Genomic DNA, 18,654 nt, shown 5'->3' with positions numbered 1-18,654 from the left:
GCTGACCGTAGGTTTCGCGGCGAAACCCCTGGCCGGAGGATCTCATGGAACGCAACATCGCCCATATCGCCCTTTTCGCGGCGCTGATCGCCGCGCTTGGACTGGTGCCCAAGATCACGCTGGCCTTCGGCGTTCCGGTCACCGCGCAGACGCTTGGCGTCATGCTGGCGGGCGCGGTGCTGGGCGCGCGGCGGGGCTTTGCCGCGACGCTGCTTTTCGTGGCGCTGGTCGCGCTGGGGCTGCCGCTGCTTGCGGGCGGGCGCGGGGGGTTGGGCGTCTTTGCCTCGCCCACCGCAGGTTTTGCGCTGGGCTTTCCGGTGGCGGCGCTGGCGACGGGGCTGTTCGTCGAACATGTGCGCCTGCCCTGGATCGGGCTTGGCGCGGCCTTGGGCGCGGCGCTGGGCGGGATCGTCGTGCTGTATCCGCTGGGGGCCATCGGCATGGCGGTGGTGCTGGGCGAGAGCTTTCCCACCGCGCTGAAACTGGCCGGGGCCTTCCTGCCGGGCGATCTGCTCAAGGCCGGGGTGACGGGGATGCTGGTCTCGGCGCTGGCGCGGGTGCGCCCGCAATCCATCGCCTGGCGGCGGCAGGCGGTCGACGCGACCCGGCCCCGCTATTGAGCGCGCAGTGGTTTTCCTGCCCCGCTGAAACCCGCCTGCGATCCGCCGGGACGCAAGGCCAGAACCGCGCCGCGCTGCGCAACCTGCTGGACTGCCTGCGCGAGCGCTGCGCCATTCGCGCCAGCCATGCCGACCCCGCCACCATAACGCGCGGCGTAGCGGGCCGGGCGCTGGTGCTGTGCCAAAGTTCCGGTTCGTCCGGCGGAGCAAAGACGATCCGGCGCAGCCAGGCGTCATGGATCGCCAGTTTCGAGGTCAACCGCGACCTGCTGGGCGTGGGGCCGGGGGACTGCTACGCCGTGCTTGGGCAGTTGGGCCATTCGCTGTCGCTTTACGCCGCGACCGAGGCGCTGCACCTGGGGGCCGGGCTGATGGTGCTGGCGGGCGACGGGCCGCGCAGCCAGCTTCGCGCGCTGCACGAGGGGCGCGCGAGCATCCTTTACGCCACGCCCGCGCAGTTGCGCCGGATGCTGGGGCTTGCGGGTGACACGCACCTGCCCGCGTTGCGTCATGTCATCTGCGGCGGCGGCAAGCTGGACGAAACCAGCCGCGCCGCCATGCAGGCGCTATGCCCGAACGCCCGGATCGCCGAGTTCTACGGCGCTTCGGAGACCAGTTTCGTCACGCTCTCCGATGGTGCGACCCCGCCCGGATCGGTGGGCAAGCCATATCCCGGCGTGCGGCTGGAACTGTCCCCCGAAGGCGAAATCTGGGTCGCCAGCCCCTATCTTTTCCAGGGCTACGAGGAAGCCGGGCTGCCCGATATCCAACGGCGGGGCGACTATATCAGCGTGGGTGACATCGGCATGCTGGATGCGGGCGGCAACCTGTTCCTGCGCGGGCGCGGCAGCCGCATGGTCACCGTGGCGGATCGCAACGTCTTTCTGGAAGATGTCGAGACCCGCATCGCCGCTTGCGCCCCCGCCCGCCTTGCCGCCGCCGTTGCCGTGCCCGATGCCATGCGCGGCCATGCCGTCCTGGCCTTTGTCGAAGGGGCGCCGGACGACGGCCTTGCCCGCCGCATCCGCGACGACTGCCGCGCCCGGCTTGGCGATCATGCCGCGCCGCGCCGGGTGATCTTCCTGCCCGCCCTGCCCATGCTGCCCGCCGGCAAGCCCGATCTGTGCGCGCTGGCGGCGCTGGCGTGACGCGGGCCGTTGTCATCGCCGCAAGGCGCAGCGCGGTCGTGCCGCGCAACGGGGCGTTTCGGGCGCTGTCCGTGCAGGAACTGGCGCGCCCGGTGATCCGGGCCGTTCTGCGCGATGCAGGGACCCGCGCGGATGCCGTGGGCGAGTTGGTGCTGTCCAATGCGCTTGGCGCGGGCGGCAACCCGGCGCGGCTGGTGGCGCTGGATGCGGGCCTTTCGCAGCGTGTCGCGGGCCTCAGCATCGACCGACAATGCGGCGGAGGGCTGGACGCCCTGTTGCTGGCGCAGGCCCTCATCCGCGCGGGCCAGCATGAAATCGTGCTGGCGGGCGGGGTCGAAAGTTATTCCCGCCGCCCCCTGCGGCTGCGCACCTTCGCCGATGGCCGCGCGCCCCAGCCCTATGACCAGCCGCCTTTCACCCCCTGGCCCGACCGCGATCCCGGCATGGCGCAGGCGGCGGAGGATCTGGCGCGCGCCCTTTCGATCACGCGCGCGGACCAGGAAGGCTGGGCCATCGCCAGCCATGCCGCCGCGATTGCGCGCCGCGCGCAAGGCCCCTTGCCCGAGATCGTCGCGATTGCCGGGCAAGGCGTCGATCCCTTTGCCCGCCGCCTGTCGCCCGCGCTATGCGCCCGCGCGCAGGTGCTGGCGGGCAGCGTGACCGCGGCCACCACGGCGGTCGCGGCGGATGCGGCGGCGTTCTGCCTCGTCGTCTCGGACCGGGTGGCGGCGCGGCTGGCGGGGGGTGGATCGGGCGAGGGTGTCGAGATCGTCGCGGGCCAGAGCCTCGGCGCCGATCCCTGCCTGCCCGGCCTTGCCCCGGTCGCCGCGATCCGCGAACTGTTGCAGGCGACCGCAACCCCCGTCGCGCGGCTGGCGCAGGCCGAGATCATGGAGGCTTTCGCCGCCCAGGCCATCGCCTGCCAGCGCGAATCCCGCCTGCCGCGCGCCATCGTCAACCCGCAGGGCGGTGCGCTGGCGCGGGGCCATCCTATCGGGGCCTCGGGCACGGTGCTGGCGGTGCGGCTGTTTCACGCATTGCGGCGTGGCGGCGGCACCGGGCTTGCCGCCATCGCGGCGGCGGGCGGGATCGGCACCGCGCTGCTGATGCGCGGCTAACCCGGAAAGCCGCGAAAGCTGGCGAAGGCGGGCAGGTCCTCGCGCGCGGTGCGCAGGCCGTTTTCGGGCGCTTGCGGGTCGGGGCGCCCGATGGCTACGCCGCAGACGACCAACTCGTCACCGGGCAGGGCAAGGTGACGGTGGACGACCGGCCCGTAATTGGCCAGCGCGCCGATGCCGGTGGCGCCATAGCCCATGTCCTCGACCGCCAGCAGCAGGGCCATCAGGCTCATCCCCAGGTCCATGAAGCAGCCCTTGCCCATGTCGCGCCGGATGGTGACGACCATCCCGACCGGCGCGCCGAAGAACCCGTAGTTGCGCCGGAACTGCGCCCGCCTGCCCGCAATGTCGCGCCTGTCGATGCCAAGCGCGCCGTAAAGCGCGAATCCCGCCGCGCGCTGGCGGGCCTTCAGATGGGGCGGCATCGGGTCGGGGAAATAGGAATATTCGCGGCTTTGCGGCTGTCCCGCGTCGATGGCGCCTTGCAGCGCACGGGTCAGCGCCCGCAGCGGATCGCCGGTCAGGACGTGAAAGCTGCCCGGTTGCAGGTTCGCCCCGCTGGGCGCAAGCCTTGCAAGCCTGCACATCCGCTGAAGATCGGCCAGCGGCACCGGGCTGTCCAGATAGGCCCGGACCGAGCGGCGGCGGACCAGCAGCCGGGTCAGTTCGCTTTCCATTGCCGGGATGTTCTGCGCGGGATCGTCCATGCCGCCCTGTGTCCCGCAGCGGGGCGAAGGGGTCAAGGGCGCAATCCGCCAAGGACGCCGCATGGCAGCAGGAATCATTAGCATAATCTAATCAAATTCCAAAATCAGCCGCAGAAGTTTGCACACGAAACAGGTAAGGAGTGACAAATTTCCGATGTTAATCATTGGTTTTAAACATATAATCTATGTCAACCCGTCAAATCCGGGTTTCCGCCCTGTTGACATATGCTTCATACAAGCTAAGTAAGTTCCCGAACGAATTGCGGAGGAGCTTGATGCAACTTGCAGTAGCCGCTGAAGACCGGCAGGCAACGGAAGGGGATGCGGGGATCGTGATCCGCGCGCCACGCGACCGGGACGGACCAAGGGTCTGGCAACTGGTTGCCGATACCGCTTCGCTTGACGGCAACTCGGTCTATTGCAACCTGCTGCAATGCAGCCACTTCGCGGGCACCTGCGCCATCGCCGAAAGGGATGGCGAGATCATGGGCTGGCTTTCGGGCTATATCCCGCCCTCGGACCCTGATACCTATTTCGTCTGGCAGGTCTGCACGGCTGCCGGCGCGCGGGGCAGGGGGTTGGGCAAGCGCCTGATCGCCGAGGTTCTGGCACGCGACGTCTGCAAGGGCGTCACGCGCATCCAGTCCACGATCACCGATGACAACGTGCCTTCGTGGGGGCTGTTCCGTTCGATCGCCGCGGCGCAGGACGCCGCAATGTCGCGCAAGCCGCATTTCACGCGCGACGACCATTTCGACGGCCGGCACGATACCGAGTTCCTGGTCACGATCGGTCCCATCCGCCGCGAGGCGGGCTGAGGGCTTGAACGCTGCCGGGCCGCGCGGCCCGGATCGCCGTCCCAAAGACGAGGCTGACATGAGCAATACCATCAAGACCTTCGACCGCATCGAAAGCCAGGTGCGGTCCTATTCGCGCAGTTTTCCCGCGCTTTTCGACAAGGCCCGCAATGCCACCATCCACGGGCGCGACGGGCGCGAATACATCGACTTCCTGGCGGGCTGTTCTTCGCTGAACTATGGCCACAACGACCCTGACATGCAGGCGGCGCTGGTCGATTACATCACCTCGGACGGGATCGCGCACGGGCTGGACATGTTCACCCGCGCCAAGCAGGACTTCCTGACCGCCTATGAGGACATCATCCTGCGCCCGCGCGGCATGGACCACAAGCTGATGTTCACCGGCCCGACGGGGACCAACGCCGTCGAGGCCGCGCTGAAGCTGGCGCGCAAGGTCACGGGGCGCAGCAACGTCATCGCCTTCACCAACGGCTTTCACGGGATGAGCCTTGGCGCGCTGGCCGCGACCGGCAATTCGGGCAAGCGCGGGGGTGCGGGCGTGGAACTGAATGGCGTCCACCGCGCGCCCTATGACGGCTATTTCGGCGCCGACGTCGATACCGCCGAGATGCTGGAGCAGATGCTCGACGATCCCTCGGGCGGGATCGACGCGCCTGCCGCCATCATCGTCGAGCCTGTGCAGGGCGAGGGCGGCCTGAACGCGGCCTCGCCCGAGTGGCTGCGCAAGATCCAGGCCATCGCCCGCAAGCATGGCGCGCTGTTCATCGTCGACGACATCCAGGCGGGTTGCGGGCGCACCGGCAGCTTCTTTTCCTTCGAGGGCTTCGGGTTGTCGCCCGATATCATCACGCAGGCCAAGTCGCTGTCGGGCATGGGCCTGCCCTTTGCGCTGACCCTGATCCGGCCCGAATACGACATCTGGGCGCCCGCCGAACACAACGGCACCTTCCGGGGCAACAACCATGCCTTCGTCACCGCCCGCGTGGCGCTGGAGAAATTCTGGAAGAACGATGTTTTCGCGAATGAAGTCAACAGCAAGTCCGATCATCTTGAGAAACGGCTGAAAGAGATCGCCGATGCCCGCGACATGGGCCTGCGCGGCCGTGGCATGATGCGCGGCATCGACACCGGCGACGGCGATCTGGCCGGGCAGATCTGCGCCGAGTGCTTCGACCAGGGGCTGATCATCGAGACCTCGGGTTCCCATGACGAGGTCGTCAAGGTGCTGTGCCCGCTGACGATCCCCGCCGAACAACTGGACCGCGGCCTGAACATCATGGCCCGCGCCTTCGAGACCGTGCTGGCAGGCGATGCCGCCCGCACCGCCGCAGAATAAGACAAGGAGAGAAACATGATCGTTCGCGACCTGGAAGACGCCCGCAAGACCGAACGCCTGGTCAAGGCCGAGGGCTGGGATTCCACCCGGCTGGTGCTGGCCGGCGACGGGATGGGCTTTTCCTTCCACATCACCCGGATCCAGCCGGGGACCAGCCACGTCTTTCACTACAAGCACCATTTCGAAAGCGTCTATTGCATCTCGGGGGAAGGCACGATCGAGGACCTGGCCACCGGCACCACCCACCAGATCCGCCCCGGCGTGGTCTATGCGCTGGACCTCAACGACCGCCACCGGCTCAGCGCGCGCTCGGAACTGGTTCTGGCCTGCTGCTTCAACCCGCCCGTGACCGGCACCGAGGTCCATCGCGAGGACGGCTCTTACGCCTGCGCGACCGAAACCGCCTGAGTTCCACGAAGGAGGAGAGAATGACCATCACCGAAACCCGAACCGACGACTATCCCACGCGGATGGCCGAAGAACGCTGGCTTGAACGCAAGGACCCGGTCGTCTGGGGCGAACCCGGTCCCGATGCGCCGCTGGCGCCCGAGCAGGTCGCCGAATACGAAAGAAACGGCTTCCTGATCCTGCGCGACCTTTTCACCCCTGCCGAGGTCGCCCGCCTGCAAGAGGAATCGCGCCGGTTGCGGTCGGGTCAGGCGCAGTTGCAGGCCGACAATGTCGTGACCGAGCCGGGATCGGATGCGGTGCGCACCGTCTTCCGGCTGGATGACGAAAGCGCGCTGTTCAACCGGCTGGCCTGCGACGACCGTATCGCGGGCAAGATCCGTTTCCTGCTGGATGACGACCTTTACCTGCACCAAAGCCGGTTGAACTACAAACCCGGCTTTACCGGCAAGGAGTTCTACTGGCATTCCGATTTCGAGACATGGCACGCCGAGGATGGGATGCCCCGGATGCGCGCCATCTCGGCCTCGGTCCTGCTGACGGACAACGACGCGCTGAACGGGCCGCTGATGCTGATGCCCGGCTCGCACCGGCATTTCATTTCCTGCGCGGGCGAGACGCCTGAGGACAATCACAAATCCTCACTGAAGAAGCAGGAGATCGGCGTGCCCAGTCCCAACGCGCTGACCGAACTGGCGGACCGTTTCGGCATCGAATACGCGGCGGGCAAGGCGGGCACGGTGATCCTGTTCGAGTGCAACACGATGCACGGCTCGAACGGGAACATCACGCCGTTTTCGCGCTCGAATGCGTTTTTCGTCTATAACGCCTGGTCGAATCGGCTGGGCCAGCCGTTCGCGGCGAAAAAACCCCGTCCGGCCTTCCTGTCCAGCCGCGACCCCAAGGCGCCGATCCGCGTCGTCTCGGGCGAGATCGCCTAGAAGGGGCCACGGTTCCCGTCCTGGGGCGGCGGGCTTTCAAAGGGCCTGCCCAGCGACTATGAAGGCGCGGGCGGCCAGCCCGGATCGGGACGGGAATCGAAATGACGGCAGGCAGGATTTCGCAGCGCGGGCTGCTGGCGCAGGTTTCGGCGGCGCATCTGGTCAGCCATTTCCACATCATGACGGTGCCCGCGCTGCTGCCCCTGCTGCCCGCCGCGATGGGGGTCAGCTTCGTCGATCTTGGCCTGGCGATCGGGGTCTTCAGCATCGTCACCGCCGTGGTGCAGGCTCCGCTTGGCTATGTGGTGGACCGGCTTGGCGCGCATCGCCTGCTGATGGCGGCGCTGGCGCTGGGCAGTGCCAGCTTTGCGCTGCTGGTCCTGTGGCCCGTCTTTCCCGTTCTGGTCGCCGCGATGGCGCTGGCGGGGGTGGCGAACGGGGTCTATCACCCCAGCGATTACGCCCTGCTGTCGCGGGGCATGTCGCCCGACCGGATGGGCCGGGCCTTTTCCGTCCATACCTTCGCGGGTTTTCTGGGCAATGCGCTGGCGCCCTTGGCTCTGGTCTGGGTGGCGGTCGCCTTCGGTCTGCGCCCCGCTTTCGCACTTAGCGCGGGGATCGGCCTTGCGGTGCTGGCGGTGCTGGTCGTCAGGGGCGCGCCGGTGCTGCCTGCGCCCGTTCCGGGACCGGCCAGGAAAACCGGCGCACCCCCGAGCGCGGGTTTTTCGCGGCAGGCCATCCGGTCGATCATGGTGTTGACGCTGTTCTTCCTGCTGCTGGCGCTCAGCACCGGCGCGATCGAGAGATTCCTGGTCTCGGCGCTGGTGCAGGGTTTCGAGGTGCCTCTGCCGACCGCCAATCTCGCCCTGACCGCCTTCCTCTTCGCCAGCGCCTTCGGCGTGCTGGCGGGGGGCGTTCTGGCAGACAGGACGCGGCGCCACGGGGTCGTCGGCGCGGCCGTCTTCGGGTTGGCCGCGGTCCTGATCGCCGCCGTCGTGCTGCTGCCCCTGCCGGGCCATGCGCTGATCGCGACGTTGGGACTGGCGGGGTTCCTGACGGGCTGCATCGCGCCGTCGCGAGACATGCTGGTGCGGGCGGCGTCCCCGGCGGGGTCCGAGGGGCGCGTGTTCGGCATCGTCTCGACCGGGTTCAGCGTGGGCGGGGTCGCGGGGCCGGTGCTGTATGGCTATCTGCTGGACGGTGGCATGGCCGCGGGGGTTTTGTGGGCCTCGGCGGGGTTCATGGCGCTGACCTGCCTGATCGCGCTGGGGCAAGAGGCCGGGATGCGGCGCAGGCGGGAAGGGGCGGGCTAGGACCCGGCGCGGGTTGCCGGCCCCTGGTCCCGTGTCGCCGGGGTCCGGTCCGGTGGGTTGGACCGGAAGGGGGTCGGGCCGGGCAAAGCCCGGCCCGGACGCTGCCGCTGGGCAGGGGGCGCGCTTCGCGCGTCAGGTGATTTCGACCATGAGGTCTTTTGCGTCGATCTGGGTTCCTGGTGTGACGTGGATGGCCTTGATTGTGCCTTCGCGGTCGGCGTGGATTGCGGTTTCCATCTTCATGGCCTCGATGGTCAGCAGCAGGTCTCCGGGCTTGACCTTTGCGCCTGCCGTGACGGCGACGCTGGCGACGACGCCGGGCATGGGGGCGCCGATGTGGCCGGGGTCGGTGGGGTCGGCCTTGGGGCGCGCGGTGGCGGTGGCGCGCGCGGCGCGGTCGGGGACGCGGATCACGCGGGGCTGGCCGTTGAGTTCGAAGAAGACCTTGACCTCGCCGGTCTCGTCGGTCTCGCCGATGGTCTGCAGGCGGATTTCCAGCGTCTTGCCTTGGGCGATTTCGGCCGAGATCTCCTCGCCCGGTTCCATGCCGTAGAAGAAGGCGCGGGTGGGCAGCACGCGCACCGGGCCATAGAGGCGATGCCGGCCCATGTAGTCGAGGAAGACCTTGGGATACATCAGGTAACCGGCCAGGTCCTCGTCGTCGACGGGCTTGCCTTCCAACTCGCCCGACAGATCGGCGCGCGTGGCCTCGAGATCGACCGGGGGGATGGTGGCGCCGGGACGGGTGGTCAGGGGCGCCTCGCCCTTGAGGACCTTGCGTTGCAGGGCCTCGGGCCAGCCGCCGGGGGGCTGGCCGAGGTTGCCGCGCATCATGTCGACCACCGAATCGGGGAAGCTGACCTCGGTCACCGGATCCTCGACCTGTTCACGGCTCAGTCCCTGGGCCACCATCATCAGCGCCATGTCGCCCACCACTTTGGACGAGGGCGTGACCTTGACGATATCGCCGAACATCCGGTTCACCTCGGCATAGGCCTCGGCCACCTCGTGCCAGCGGTCCTCCAGCCCCAGACTGCGGGCCTGCGCCTTGAGGTTGGTGAACTGGCCGCCCGGCATCTCGTGCAGCCAGACCTCGGATGCGGGCGCGCGCTGGCCGGCCTCGAAAGCGGCATATTGGTCGCGCACCCCTTCCCAATAGTTGCTGATGCGCCGGACCGCGCCGATGTCCAGCCCGGTGTCGCGGGGGGTGTGGTGCAGCGCCTCGACCACGGACCCCAATGCGGGCTGGCTGGTGCCGCCGGAAAAGGCGTCCATCGCGCAATCGACCGCATCGACGCCGGCCTCGGCCGCCGCAAGGATGGTCGCGCCCGCGATGCCGCCGGTGTCATGGGTGTGGAAATGGACGGGCAGGCCGATTTCGTCCTTCAGCGCGCGCACCAGCACCCCGGCGGCGGCGGGCTTCAGAAGCCCCGCCATGTCCTTGAGGCCAAGGATATGCGCGCCCGCGTCGCGCAGTTCGCGCCCCATCTTCAGGTAATATTGCAGGTCGTATTTTGCGCGCCCGGGGTCGAGGATGTCGCCGGTGTAGCAGATCGTGCCCTCGCAGACCTTGCCGGATTCGATCACGGCGTCCATCGCGACGCGCATGTTCTCGACCCAGTTGAGGCTGTCGAAGACGCGGAAGACGTCGATGCCGGTCTCAGCCGCGCGCTGGACAAAGAAGCGCACCACATTGTCGGGATAGTTGGTATAGCCGACGCCGTTGCTGGCCCGCAGCAGCATCTGCGTCATCAGGTTGGGCATGGCCGCGCGCAGGTCGCGCAGGCGCTGCCAGGGGCATTCCTGCAAGAAGCGATAGGCCACGTCGAAAGTCGCCCCGCCCCAGCATTCGACGCTGAACAGGCCCGGCAGGTCCGAGGCATAGGCGGGTGCGACCCGCAGCATGTCGATCGAGCGCATCCGGGTCGCCAGCAGGCTCTGGTGCCCGTCGCGCATGGCGGTGTCGGTGATCAGCAGGCGTTTTTGCGCCAGCATCCAACCGGCCACGGCCTTGGGGCCTTGTTCGTCCAGCAACTGCCGCGTCCCCGGCGCGGGATCGGCCTGCGGGGCGGGCGGCGCGGGGATGCGGGCGCGGGCGGGGGGCGCGCCGCGCCCGGCGGTCTCGGGGTGGCCGTTCACGGTGATGTCGGCCAGATAGATCAGCAGCTTCGTCGCCCGGTCGCGGCGCTTGCGGAACGCGAACAGTTCGGGCGTGGTGTCGATGAAGCGCGTGGTATAGCTGTCGTCCAGAAAGGTCGGATGTTTCAGCAGGTTGATGACGAATTCGATATTCGTGGCCACGCCCCGGATGCGGAACTCGCGCAGCGCCCGGTCCATGCGCGCGATGGCCTGCGCCGGGGTCTGGGCGTGCGCCGTGACCTTGACCAGCAGGCTGTCGTAGAAGCGCGTGATCACCCCACCGGAATAGGCCGTGCCGCCGTCGAGGCGAATGCCGTTGCCGGTGGCGCTGCGATAGGCGCTGATGCGGCCGTAATCGGGGATGAAGTTGTTGAGCGGGTCCTCGGTCGTCACCCGGCATTGCAGCGCGTGGCCGTTCAGCCGGATGTCCTGCTGTGCGGCCACGCCGGTGGCATCGGTCAGGGTCGCGCCCTCGGCGATCAGGATCTGGGCCTGCACGATGTCGATGCCGGTGACCTCCTCGGTCACCGTATGCTCGACCTGAACGCGCGGGTTCACCTCGATGAAGTAGAAGGCGCCCGTGTCCATATCCATCAGGAACTCGACCGTGCCGGCGTTGCGATAGCCCACGGCGCGGCCGATCTTCAGCGCGAGTTCGCAGACCTCGGCGCGCTGTGCGTCGGTCAGGTAGGGTGCGGGCGCGCGCTCGACCACCTTCTGGTTGCGGCGCTGCACGGTGCAGTCGCGTTCATAGAGATGGTAAAGCCCGCCGTGGCTGTCGCCGAGCAATTGCACCTCGACATGGCGGGCGCGCAGGATCATCTTTTCCAGATAGCCCTCGCCATTGCCGAAGGCCGCCTCGGCCTCGCGCCGGCCCTCGCGGATCTTCTCGACCAGTTCATCGGGACCGGCGATGGGCCGCATCCCGCGCCCGCCGCCGCCCCATGACGCCTTGAGCATCAGCGGATAGCCGATCACCTCGGCCTCGGCCCGGATGGCGTCGAAATCCTCACCCAGCACCTCGGTCGCCGGGATCACCGGCACGCCCGCCTGGATCGCCACGCGCCGGGCGGATGCCTTGTCGCCAAGCGCCCGCATCGTGTCGGCGCCTGGCCCGATGAAGGCGATCCCGGCAGCCTCGCAGGCATCCACGAATTCGGGGTTTTCCGACAGCAGCCCATAGCCCGGATGGATCGCATCCGCGCCGGATTCCTTCGCCACCCGGATGATCTCGGGTATCGACAGATAGGCTGCCACAGGCCCCAGCCCCTCGCCGATCCGATAGGCCTCGTCCGCCTTGAAACGGTGAAGGCTCAGCTTGTCCTCTTCCGCGTAAACCGCGACCGTCCGCTTGCCCAACTCGTTCGCAGCACGCAAGACGCGAATCGATATCTCACCACGATTCGCGACCAGAATCTTCGAAAACATATGTCTGTCTCCCATGCGGGGCCTGCGCCCGGTTGAAGGCATCCTATCTTCGCCGCGATGCAGCGCAAGCGGGATGCGCAGGTTTTCGCAATCACCTGCGCGCCGTTATCGCCTTTGCGCGAAGAAATTCCGCAGCAGATCCCGCGATTCGCTGGCCGAGATACCGTCGTAGACCTGCGGGCGGTGATGGCATTGGGGGTGGTCGAAAACCCGCGCCCCATGCGCCACCCCGCCCATCCTTACGTCATCCGCGCCGTAGTAAAGCGTCGCGATACGCGCGGCGGAAATCGCGGCGGCGCACATCGGGCAGGGCTCCAGCGTCACCCAAAGCCGCGCGCCGGGCAGCCGTTCCGACCCGAGCGCGCGGCAGGCGGCGCGGATCGTCAGGATCTCGGCATGGGCGGTGGGGTCCGACAGTTCGCGCGTGCGGTTGCCGTCCTGCGCCAGAACGCGCCCGTCCGGCCCGATCAGCACAGCACCCACGGGAACCTCGCCGCGCAGGGCGGCGGCGCGGGCCTCGGCCAGGGCGGCGGGCATATGGCTGCGGAAGGGGATCATGCGCTTTTCTGGCGCTTGCGGGCATTCGATGCAAGAACCGCTTTGCGTTTTGGGCGTTGGGGTATAAAGCACCAGCTTTGCCACCGCAGAGATGCGCAGGAGATCGCGATGACCGAAGAAACCACCCCCGCCCCCCAAACTGCTGCCCCGAAAACCACCCCCGAACGCATCGCCAAGGTGATGGCCCGCGCGGGCGTTGCCAGCCGGCGCGAGGCCGAGCGCATGATCCTTGAAGGCCGCGTCACGGTGAACGGCGACAAGATCGCCAGCCCCGCGCTGGACGTCCTGCCCTCGGACCGGATCGCGGTCGATGGCAAGCCGCTGGATGAGCCGCAGGCGACGCGGCTGTGGCTTTACTACAAGCCTGCCGGGCTGGTGACCTCGGCCTCGGACGAGAAGGGGCGGCAGACGGTGTTCGACGCGCTGCCGCGCGACCTGCCGCGCGTGATGACGGTGGGGCGGCTGGACCTGAACTCGGAAGGGCTGCTTCTGCTGACCAATGACGGTGAGCTAAAGCGGCGGCTGGAACTGCCCGCGACCGGCTGGCTGCGGCGTTATCGGGTGCGCGTGAACGGGCGCCCGACCGACCTGACCTTCGACCCGCTGCGCCGCGGCGTCACCATCGAGGGCGAGGATTTCGCCCCGATGGAGGTCAAGCTGGACAGCCAGCAGGGCGCGAACGCCTGGCTGACCGTCGGCATCCGCGAGGGCCGCAACCGCGAGATTCGCCGCGCGATGGCCCATGTCGGGATGACGGTGAACCGCCTGATCCGCATCGGCTACGGCCCCTTCAAGCTGGTCGGGATGGAGGAAAACGAGGTCCGCGAGGTCCGGCGCAAGGTGCTGCGCGACCAGCTTGGCGGGCTGCTGACGGGCGAGGCCGAGGAAACCCCGCGCGACTTTCGCAGCCGGGGCGCCGAGGGCCGTAGGCCCGATGCGCGCGACGGCGAACGCAAGCCCTTCCGCAAGCGCGAAGACGGCGAACGCAAACCCTTTGCCCGGCGCGACGGGGACGAGCGCAGGCCCGATGCGCGCGACGGCGAACGCAAGCCCTTCCGCAAGCGCGAGGACGGCGAACGCAAACCCTTTGCCCGGCGTGACGGCGACAAGCCTTTCCGCAAACGTGAAGACGGCGACCGCAAGCCCTTCGCGCGCCGCGACGGGGATGGCAAGGCGGGTGCGCCTGGGGGACAGCGGGGCAAGCCGTGGGCGGGTAAATCGGCGGCGGGTAAATCGGGGGCAGGCAAACAGGCGTCTGACAAGCCGCGCGCAGGCAAGCCCGGCGCAGAAAAAAGACGCGCCCCCAATCAGAGGGCGCGTCCCGAGGGAACCGGACCGCGCAAGCCGCGCGGCTGAGAGATCATTTCGTGAGGATGAGCTTGCCTGCGCGCGTGATGCGCAGGTTATAGACCTGATCGCCCAGGACGATCAGCGCCTGATTGCCGCCGTTGGTCAGTTCGGTGGCATCATGTTCGGGCAGGCGGTGAAGGGCGGTGATCCCTGGGCGGGTGAATTCGGCTGGGCGTGTCGCAGTCATTTGCGTGTCCTCTCAGTGTCGCGCTATGGTTAATCTGATTAAAACTCTCTGGAATGTCAAAGGGAAATAGTCGGGAATAAGGATCCGCAGCGAAAATTTGCCGCATCCCATTTTTTCCGTATTATATTCAGTCGCTTGAATAGCGCCCCGTTGCAGGTTTCCCCGTGACGCCAGCGCAGGATGCCGGGCTGTTCCCCGAAACCCCCCGATTCTACCGGCATGGCCTTGCCGCCCAGCTTGGGTTATAGAGACCCTGGCCGGGCCGCACCGGCGATGACCGCAAGGATCACGATGGGGGATGAGGGAATGCCGGTCGATCCGTTTCACGACCACGATCATGACGCCTGCACCGCCGCCATGCTGGACGCGGCCGAGCAGCGCAGCAAGAAGGCGGGCGCGCGCCTGACTCCGGTGCGCCGCCGCGCGCTTGAGATCCTGCTGGAAACGCATCGCGCGATGGGTGCCTACGAGGTGCTGCAACGCCTGTCCGAAGACGGTTTCGGCAACCAGCCCCCGGTCGCCTATCGCGCATTGGATTTCCTGGTCGAGCAGGGACTGGCCCACCGCGTCCAGCGGCTGAACGCCTATACCGCCTGCCATACGCCCGGCCATGACCATTCGCCCGCCTTCCTGATCTGCCGCAACTGCGAAACCGTGGCCGAGGCCGATACGCCCGAACTGCACGACGCGCTGAAGCTGCTGGCGGCGAAAGGCGATTTCCTGATCGAGCGGCGAACCATCGAACTGCTGGGCCTGTGCCCCGCATGCCGGGCCGCAGGCGCGGATACAGCGGGCGCGGATTCGGGCGCCTGACGGTCTGATTCCCCCTCTTCGGGCGCGATTCGCGTGCATTCTCGGGGCAAGATCCCGGCAGGAAACCGCCACGGAGAGGCGCCCGGCGGGCCTGTCGATGCAGGACGACAATGCGGGTTGACGGCTGTTAACGCGCCAGCCCGCGAAAGGTGCCAGGCGGATTGGGACACCGAAACGGCACGGTTTCCATTTCAGAACGATCGTGCTGTTATTCATCATTTGATAACAATGGATTGCGCGCCGTTTCGGACGTGATGCCGGTGATCCCCGGATCGGCAAAATCGTGCGAATTCACCAAGTTGTGCGCGGATGCCGCCAACTCTGGCTATAATGCAACACTTGGCCCGATGCCGCAGCGCGGGCATCTCAATCCGGCTTTCCAAGTAACTGGGATTGTGCAACTGTCCCTTGGATGTTGCCGGTCCAGGCAACCTTCATAAGTACTGAACGGAGCATGATCATGACCAAATTTGCTACTTTTGCCCTCGCTCTGGGCATGACCGCATCGACCGCTCTGGCTGGTGGCTACGTCGCCCCGGTCGTCGAAGTCGAGCCTGTTGTTGTCGAAGAGCGTCCGGCTTCCTCGAATGCTGGCCTCATCGTGCCGGCTCTGCTGCTGCTGGGCATCATCGCCGCAGTCGCATCGGACGACGATGACAACGGCGGCGACACCACCGTCGAATAATCGGTGGGCATTGCCTGATCGGGGCCGGCCTTCGGGTCGGCCCTTTTCTTTTGCGCCGTGCCTTGCCGCGACCCGTCAGGGCAATGAAAAGGCCCGCCAACCGTTGCCGGTGGCGGGCCTTTCGCTGTCGTCAGGGCTTGCGTCAGGGACGCAGCGTCTGGATCGTCACATAGCCCAGCGCCGGGCCGATCCATTGGCGCGAAACCGTGATCTGCCCGCCCGAGACCATGTAGTTGTTCTGGAAGGACGCGCCCAGCCCCTCGCAGCTTTCGACCATGACGCCCGCATTGGGGCCGGGGCCGATGGTGCAGGTCATCGGCAGGGGCCGTTCCAACCCGTCGCCGGTGTAGTAGCGCATGGTGCGCTGCGCCTGGCCGCTGCGGCCCGCGCGGATCAGCGCCGCCGATTGCGCGGCCTCGGCCACCGACAGGTCGTTGCCCAGGCCCCGCGTGCCGGACAGCATCCCGTTTCGCAGGATCAGCGCCTGTTCGTTCGGGGTCATGTAGGTGCGCATGTCGCCATTTTGGCCGGTCATGGCCATCGCCTGCGTGGTGCCCATGCTTTCCAGCCCGACAAGGATCAGGGGGCCGGGGTTGACCGAAAGCGCCTCGGCCGCGATGTCCGAGGGGCTGCGGGGGGCCGCCGCTGGTTCGGCGTTGCGCTCGGCGATGGCCTGCGACGCGACCTGGCCCAGGATGCCAAGCGGCGACGCGCTTTGCTGCGACCTGTCGTTGCCGCAGGCCGCCAGCAGCGAAAGGGCGGCCAATGCACAGGCGCCGCGGGTGAACTTGCCCATCATCTCCAGAATTTCCCCCAACCTTGGTAAAGCGTGCCCGAGTGGCTGTCGCGGACCGTCTCATACAACCGGCCACCCACGCGCACACGCGAACCGCCGTCGCGCGACAGCGACCGGATGGAACCGCCCACGCGGCGCAGCGAAGGATCGCCCGTGCCCCATGCCAGCGGGATCGAGATGTTGACGCCCTTGTCGTAGGAACCTTCTCCGAAGTCGCTGTCGCTCATGTCGGTCTTGGTGACCCATGCGCCAAGCTGCCAGCCGTTGGCGAATTCGCGGCTGATGGTGACGGTCGCGCCGACATCGCCCGCCAGATACTTGCCAGCGTCGATCTGCGCCAGAAAGCCGTTGCCCAGCTCGTAATAGGCCGAGACATGGCCGGTCGTCACCTCATAGTCGCGGAACTCGAACGCATTGCGGAAGTCGCGCTTCTTGACGTGGTTGATCTCGGCCCCGATGGCCAGGGGCGAGTTGACGGGATACCACAGCACCTCACCCGAAACGCCGCCATAGGTGCGTTCCAGCAGGCCTACGGTCGCGCGGGTATAGACCGCCTCGGACGGCTTGGCATACCAGTTCAGCGTCAGTTCCGGGATGGTGGGCGACTTGTTGCCCGCATACATCCGGCTGTCCGAGCGCACGCGCGGCACGCCGGTCCTGGGGTCGATGTCGCGGCCATCTTTCAGGTAATCTTCCGGCGACATGCCGCTCGGACCTTCCTGCTTGGTGGTGCCCAGGACGCGCTGGCGCACGGTCCCCGAGATGAGCAGGCCCGGCGTGATTTCGTAACGCAGCCGCGCCTCGGCCCCGATCTCGTAGCGGAAGGGGTCGTCGGGATCGAACAGCGAGGATGAGAAATAGGGCTGCAACGCCCAGCGGAAATTCGGATAAAGACCCGGCGTATAGACCAGGTCTCCGGGGCGCGGATTGGCATCGGTCAGGGTGGCCGCGTTGGCGATCTGGCCTGCCTCGGTGTTCTCCAGCCGCTCGACATCCGAACGGCGCAGGGTGACGGATGAGGTCGGCAGCCCGTCCTCGGAACTGGTGATGACCAGCGTTTCCACCGAAGGCGGCAGCGCGCGCGTCATCAGCCGCGCGGTGCGCCCGATCGCCTCGGCCTGCTGGATATGGCGGGTATTGCGGATGCGGACCTCGGCGCGGTTGGCGCTGAGCGCCATGCTTTCCAGCGTTTGGCCTTCCTTGGCCAGCGCATCGCCAAGCGCCTTCTGGATCGCGGGTTGCGCGGTCGGGTCGCTGGCCCATGCACCCGACCAGCCTTCGGGATCGGCCGAGGGCGCGGGGCGCGGGCGGACCGGGGCAGGGCCGGATTCCAGCCCCGAGGGATAGGCCGCGTCGCGCGGGTTCATCGCCACGCTGAATTGCAGCCCGGCCTGCTTGCCGCCCAGCAGATAGCCGCCAAGCTGGTAATGCTGGCCCATCCGGTAGGTGAAACCGAAGTTGAGCTTGTTCTTCAGCTCATCCCCGTCGCTGCGCCATTCTCGGCGGCGGCAATCCTCGGTCAGGCCGGTCTCGCAGGCATAATTGTCGCCCGAATATTCGGCGGTGACGTTCAGCCGGTCGGTCGCCTGCCATGTCGCGCTGACGAAGGGCGCGACATCGCCGCGGAACCATTCCTTGTAATTGGGCTTGCCGCCCAGCCCGTCGTCCGGCGCGGGGCGCGAACCGAAGGTCGAGCCGATATCCCCGGTCGTGGCCAGCCGCCCCCAGCCAAGACCCGCGCTGACGCGCAGGCGGGGCGTGATCGTCTTGGTCGCGACGATGTATTCGGCGCTGAAGATGCCGGTCCCCATCATGTCCTGCAAACCGACCGCCATCGCGGGGCGCCAGCCGTTTTCGTCCTCGTCCAGGAACTGATAGCGCAGGTCGAAGCTGCGGTCCCAGACATAGCCGCGCCGGTCGCCGCCCTGTTCGGGGTCGGTGTTCACGCGCGCATAGCGCAGCGCGACGGTCAGCCGGGGAAGTGCCTGGAAGACGACGGTATTGCGCCGCGCCAGATCCGAATAGGACAGCGTCGCGCCAAGCGTGCCATCGGGCAGCATTTCAGCCGTGGGGGTGTCGATGCCGCCCGGCAGGCCGTAGCTGTTCATGTTCTGGCCGATCAGCGGGTTGGACAGCGCGGCCCCCGACCCGATGCCCAGCAGCATCGAGACGGGCAGAACCGAAGCCAGCAACCTGCGGGTCAGTGGTGATTTGAGTGGCATGGCGGGTCCTTCCGAGATCGCGTCCTTGCTGTTGGCTGCCAGATACGCGCGCCCCGGCGTTGCC

Annotated in this window: 17 protein-coding genes; 11 read left to right on the top strand and 6 right to left on the bottom strand. The window is 67.5% G+C overall.

Going from position 1 to position 18,654, the window contains the following annotated elements; genetic code table 11:
- Positions 1 to 44 precede the first annotated feature (44 nt).
- The 3 genes from Q0O97_RS09775 to Q0O97_RS09765 are packed head-to-tail and all read left to right on the top strand — an operon-like array spanning position 45 to position 2,886.
- Positions 45 to 620 carry a biotin transporter BioY gene (locus Q0O97_RS09775; protein ID WP_294928107.1) on the top strand — a complete coding sequence of 192 codons (576 nt, stop codon included), beginning with the start codon at positions 45 to 47 and terminating at the stop codon, positions 618 to 620.
- The gene (locus Q0O97_RS09770) at positions 617 to 1,768 is read left to right on the top strand and encodes an AMP-binding protein (RefSeq protein WP_294928104.1); all 1,152 of its coding nucleotides are present in this window, start codon (positions 617 to 619) and stop codon (positions 1,766 to 1,768) included. Before Q0O97_RS09775 ends, Q0O97_RS09770 begins: the two co-directional genes overlap by 4 nt.
- A complete protein-coding gene (locus Q0O97_RS09765) occupies positions 1,765 to 2,886 on the top strand; it encodes a thiolase family protein (protein ID WP_294928101.1) in 1,122 nt (373 codons plus the stop codon). The genes Q0O97_RS09770 and Q0O97_RS09765 overlap by 4 nt, the downstream gene beginning before the upstream one ends.
- Here the strand turns inward: Q0O97_RS09765 and Q0O97_RS09760 are convergent.
- The gene (locus tag Q0O97_RS09760) at positions 2,883 to 3,593 is read right to left on the bottom strand and encodes a nitroreductase (protein ID WP_294928099.1); all 711 of its coding nucleotides are present in this window, start codon (positions 3,591 to 3,593) and stop codon (positions 2,883 to 2,885) included. The two genes, Q0O97_RS09765 and Q0O97_RS09760, sit on opposite strands and share 4 nt — an antisense overlap.
- Positions 3,594 to 3,868: 275 nt before the next feature.
- Here Q0O97_RS09760 and ectA point away from each other — a divergent pair, with 275 nt between their 5' ends.
- The 5 genes from ectA (at position 3,869) to Q0O97_RS09735 (ending at position 8,412) form a co-directional block, all read left to right on the top strand.
- Positions 3,869 to 4,411 (top strand): diaminobutyrate acetyltransferase, encoded by a 543-nt coding sequence (ectA, locus tag Q0O97_RS09755; protein ID WP_294928096.1) that lies wholly within the window; start codon positions 3,869 to 3,871, stop codon positions 4,409 to 4,411.
- A gap of 58 nt (positions 4,412 to 4,469) precedes the next feature.
- Positions 4,470 to 5,750, top strand: coding sequence for a diaminobutyrate--2-oxoglutarate transaminase (ectB, locus tag Q0O97_RS09750; protein ID WP_294928093.1), 1,281 nt, complete (start codon positions 4,470 to 4,472; stop codon positions 5,748 to 5,750).
- Positions 5,751 to 5,765: 15 nt separating this feature from the next.
- Positions 5,766 to 6,158: an ectoine synthase gene (locus tag Q0O97_RS09745; RefSeq protein WP_294928090.1), complete on the top strand. Its 393-nt coding sequence runs from the start codon at positions 5,766 to 5,768 to the stop codon at positions 6,156 to 6,158.
- A 20-nt stretch (positions 6,159 to 6,178) separates the two neighbouring features.
- Entirely contained in the window at positions 6,179 to 7,099 is a 921-nt protein-coding gene (thpD, locus tag Q0O97_RS09740; RefSeq protein WP_294928087.1) for an ectoine hydroxylase, read from the top strand.
- 101 nt (positions 7,100 to 7,200) lie between these two features.
- Positions 7,201 to 8,412: an MFS transporter gene (locus tag Q0O97_RS09735; protein ID WP_294928084.1), complete on the top strand. Its 1,212-nt coding sequence runs from the start codon at positions 7,201 to 7,203 to the stop codon at positions 8,410 to 8,412.
- A gap of 132 nt (positions 8,413 to 8,544) precedes the next feature.
- Here the strand turns inward: Q0O97_RS09735 and Q0O97_RS09730 are convergent, their stop codons facing one another.
- On the bottom strand, positions 8,545 to 11,979 hold the full coding sequence (locus tag Q0O97_RS09730) for a pyruvate carboxylase (RefSeq protein ID WP_294928081.1): 3,435 nt from the start codon (positions 11,977 to 11,979) through the stop codon (positions 8,545 to 8,547).
- A 105-nt stretch (positions 11,980 to 12,084) separates the two neighbouring features.
- Positions 12,085 to 12,534 (bottom strand): nucleoside deaminase, encoded by a 450-nt coding sequence (locus tag Q0O97_RS09725; protein WP_294928152.1) that lies wholly within the window; start codon positions 12,532 to 12,534, stop codon positions 12,085 to 12,087.
- 111 nt (positions 12,535 to 12,645) lie between these two features.
- Between Q0O97_RS09725 and Q0O97_RS09720 the strand changes: the two genes are divergently transcribed.
- Positions 12,646 to 13,893, top strand: a complete 1,248-nt coding sequence (locus tag Q0O97_RS09720; protein WP_294928078.1) for a pseudouridine synthase — start codon at positions 12,646 to 12,648, stop codon at positions 13,891 to 13,893.
- A 4-nt stretch (positions 13,894 to 13,897) separates the two neighbouring features.
- Here the strand turns inward: Q0O97_RS09720 and Q0O97_RS09715 are convergent, their stop codons facing one another.
- Complete coding sequence (locus Q0O97_RS09715) at positions 13,898 to 14,074, bottom strand: hemin uptake protein HemP (RefSeq protein ID WP_294928075.1); 177 nt, start codon at positions 14,072 to 14,074, stop codon at positions 13,898 to 13,900.
- Between the two features lie 291 nt (positions 14,075 to 14,365).
- Between Q0O97_RS09715 and Q0O97_RS09710 the strand changes: the two genes are divergently transcribed.
- Both Q0O97_RS09710 and Q0O97_RS09705 read left to right on the top strand, forming a co-directional pair.
- Positions 14,366 to 14,887, top strand: a complete 522-nt coding sequence (locus tag Q0O97_RS09710) for a Fur family transcriptional regulator (RefSeq protein ID WP_294928072.1) — start codon at positions 14,366 to 14,368, stop codon at positions 14,885 to 14,887.
- A gap of 460 nt (positions 14,888 to 15,347) precedes the next feature.
- A complete protein-coding gene (locus Q0O97_RS09705; RefSeq protein WP_366125252.1) occupies positions 15,348 to 15,572 on the top strand; it encodes a hypothetical protein in 225 nt (74 codons plus the stop codon).
- Positions 15,573 to 15,714: 142 nt separating this feature from the next.
- Here Q0O97_RS09705 and Q0O97_RS09700 read toward each other — a convergent pair whose 3' ends face one another.
- Together Q0O97_RS09700 and Q0O97_RS09695 are read right to left on the bottom strand one after the other, a co-directional pair.
- Positions 15,715 to 16,371, bottom strand: a complete 657-nt coding sequence (locus tag Q0O97_RS09700) for a YjbF family lipoprotein (protein WP_294928066.1) — start codon at positions 16,369 to 16,371, stop codon at positions 15,715 to 15,717.
- The gene (locus Q0O97_RS09695) at positions 16,368 to 18,590 is read right to left on the bottom strand and encodes a YjbH domain-containing protein (RefSeq protein WP_294928063.1); all 2,223 of its coding nucleotides are present in this window, start codon (positions 18,588 to 18,590) and stop codon (positions 16,368 to 16,370) included. Before Q0O97_RS09695 ends, Q0O97_RS09700 begins: the two co-directional genes overlap by 4 nt.
- Between the last annotated feature and the right edge of the window lie 64 nt (positions 18,591 to 18,654).

The sequence above is a fragment of the uncultured Paracoccus sp. genome, from assembly GCF_945915435.1.
In the GTDB taxonomy this organism is placed as follows: Bacteria; Pseudomonadota; Alphaproteobacteria; order Rhodobacterales; family Rhodobacteraceae; genus Paracoccus.
The sequence above is the reverse complement of the archived record's forward strand: the minus strand, read 5'-3'. Positions and strand labels throughout refer to the sequence as shown.